The organism is Pseudomonas sp. Sample_9 (assembly GCF_004307535.1).
Classification (GTDB): Bacteria; Pseudomonadota; Gammaproteobacteria; order Pseudomonadales; family Pseudomonadaceae; genus Aquipseudomonas; species Aquipseudomonas mercuritolerans.
Window position 1 is genome coordinate 4,711 of record NZ_RAZO01000263.1, and the last position, 3,086, is coordinate 7,796.

General features: G+C 62.5%; 2 protein-coding genes. One reads left to right on the forward strand and one right to left on the reverse strand.

Translation table 11 applies throughout. From position 1 onward, the window contains the following. Positions 1-531, reverse strand: a 531-nt coding sequence (locus tag D6877_RS14770; protein WP_130911276.1) for a cysteine hydrolase family protein, incomplete at its 3' end; no start/stop codon positions are given. A 201-nt stretch (positions 532-732) separates the two neighbouring features. Between D6877_RS14770 and D6877_RS14775 the strand changes: the two genes are divergently transcribed. Continuing rightward, on the forward strand, positions 733-3,086 hold a 2,354-nt coding region (locus D6877_RS14775; protein WP_130911274.1), incomplete at its 3' end, for a penicillin acylase family protein.

Consider the following 3,086-nt stretch of genomic DNA (forward strand, 5'->3'; position numbering starts at 1 on the left):
ACTGACCACCGTCGCATACTCCCCATGCAGATTGCCCAGCGACATCCCGTGCACCTCTTCAGCGGTACGCGGTGTGCCGAAATAATCGGCCTTGTCGAAGGTGAAGCACGCATCCTCAGCCACAAACGTATCGAAACCCAGATTGCCCGCAGTGCGCGCCGTCGACTCAACAGAGTTATTGGTCGCCACACCAACGATGATCAGTTGCCCGATGCCAGCCTCACGCAACTGCGCCTCCAGCCCACTGGCACAAAACGCATCCGGAACCTGTTTCTGAATCAGCCATTCACCGTCCTGCGGCATAAAGCGCGGCTGGAACTCCACCCCCTCCTGCTCCGGCCAGAACACGGAATCAGGCGAGCGCGAAAAGTGCTGCACGTGAACCACCGGGCGCCCGCTGCGCCGCCACAGCGCCAGTAGCTCAAGCATTCTTTCCTCGGCCTGAGGATTATTCCGCCGCCCCAGGCGCGGATGCAAAATGCCTTTCTGCTGGTCGATGATGATCAGCGCAGCGTTGCTCTGAAGCTCCATAGCGATCTTTCTCCTGACAGGGCTCGGGACTCGTTCCGTAGTTCAACATCAGCGCTTTCCCACAAGCAACTGTCACGCCTCTGACCGATCAGCCGACAACTGCATAAATAACCGCTCGCCCCGCTTGCGCGGCCCTCGCGCCGTCACTAACGTAGCGGCTTTATTGCGCCCCCAGCCTTATACCCCCGCAGGAGCTTCGCCATGGCCTCGCCAGCCCTTACACATTTTCTTCCCCGGTTCGGCGTTGCCGCAGCAGTGGCCGGTGTTCTCGGCCTGTCCGGTTGCCAGACCTGGAACGCCCAGGACAGCCTGCCGCCGACCTCCGGCGTGCAACCGCTCAAGGGCCTGGCGCAGAACGTTTCGGTGCGGCGCAATGCGATGGGCATGCCGCTGATCGAAAGCAACAGCTTTCATGACGCGCTGTTCAGTCTCGGTTACGTCCACGCCAGCGACCGCATCAACCAGATGGTCACCCTGCGCCTGTTGGCTCAGGGCCGGTTGGCGGAAATGTCCGGCGCGTCGATGCTCGATGCCGACCGCTACATGCGCGCGGTCAATCTGAAAAAGAGCGCCGGCGAGCTGTACAAGGCCTCGTCGCCACGGCTCAAGCGTTTCTTCGAAGTCTACGCACGGGGCGTCAACGCCTACCTGTTCCGCTACGCCGACAAGTTGCCGGGCGACCTCGCCGCCAGCGGTTACAAACCGGAATACTGGAAACCGGAAGATTCGGCGCTGATTTTTGCCCTGCTGAATTTCAGCCAGTCGGCCAACCTGTCGGAGGAAATCCAGTCGCTGGTGCTCGCGCAAACCGTCACCACTGACAAACTCGCCTGGCTGAGCCCGTCGGCGCCTGATGAAAACCTGCCAGTGGCTGAAGCCGACAAACTGCAAGGCCTCAAGCTCAACGGGCAGATTCCGGGGCTGACGGAACTGAGCAGCGCCAGCCAGCAACTGTCGGCGCTGAACCTGCTCGCCACGCCGACTGCGAACAACTGGGCAATCGCCCCGCAACGCAGCCGCAGCGGCAAGAGCCTGCTGGCCAGCGATGCGCACGGGCCGCTGGCCGCGCCGTCGCTGTGGAGTTTCGTGCAGATACGTGCGCCGAAATATCAGGCCGCCGGCGTCACGGTTGCCGGTCTGCCGATGGTGCTCGGCGGCTTCAACGGCAAAGTGGCGTGGAGCATGACCAGCGTGCTCGGCGATAACCAGGATCTTTTCCTCGAGAAAATCCGCCGTCAGGGCAGCAGCCTGACCTATGAGGTCAACGGCAAATGGCAGCCGCTGGGCGTGCGCAACGAAACCTACTTCGTCAAAGGCCAGCGGCCGATTCGCGAAGCCGTTTACGAAACGCGCCACGGCGCGCTGCTCAACAGTTCCCAGGCAGCGGCGCAGGGCAGCGGTTTCGGCCTCGCGTTGCAGACACCGAATTTCACTGACGACAAAACCCTGGATGCCTTCTTCGACCTGACCCGCGCGCAGAACGTCGAGCGCGCCTCGGACGCCAGCCGCGAAATCCGCGCCATCACCCTCAATCTGGTCTTTGCCGATGCGAGCAATATCGGCTGGCAAGTCACCGGGCGCTTCCCCAACCGTCGCGAAGGCGAAGGCCTGCTGCCCTCGCCGGGCTGGGACGGTCGCTACGACTGGGACGGTTATGCCGACCCGATGCTGCACCCCTACGATCAGGACCCGGCACAAGGCTGGCTCGGCACCGCCAACCAGCGGGTGATTCCCGACGGCTACGGCATGCAGTTGTCGAAATCCTGGGCGGCACCGGAGCGTGGCGAACGCTTGGCGGAAATGGCTGGCAGCGGCAAGCACGACAGCCGCAGCGTGATCGCCATGCAGTACGACCAGACCACCACGTTCGCCGCCAAGCTGAAAAAAATCTTCGAAGCGCCGGGGATGAAGCAACCGCTGAAACAGGCGATCGACGCCCTGCCGGACGCCGAGCGCAGCAAGGCTCGCGAAGCCTTCACCCGTTTGATGGCGTTCGACGGCAAGCTCAGCCCGACCTCGGCGGATGCGGCGATCTACGAACTGTTTCTGCAGGAAAGCATGAAGCAGATCTTCCTCGATGAACTGGGTCCTGAGTCGAGCCCGGCGTGGAAGGCCTTTGTCGCCAATGGCGATCTGTCCTACGCGGCGCAGGCCGATCATCTCTTGGGACGTGAGGACAGTCCGTTCTGGGATGATCTGCGCACGCCGCAGAAGGAAGACAAATCCGTGATTCTCGCCCGTAGCCTCGCTGCAGCGATTACAGCGGGAGACAGCCAGTTGGGCGGCGATCATCGCGCCTGGCAGTGGGGCAAATTGCACAGCTATGCGTGGAAAAACAGCAATGGTCAGACCGTTCGCGGGCCGCTGGCGGCTGGTGGCGATCACACCACGCTGAACAGCTCGGCATTTGCCTGGGGTCAGGACTTCGCCACCACGCGCGCGCCGTCGATGCGCTTTATCGTCGACTTCGGCCAGAGCGAGCCACTGATGGCGCAGAACGGTACGGGGCAGTCGGGCAATCCACTGAGTCCGAACTACCTGAACGGGATCGATGC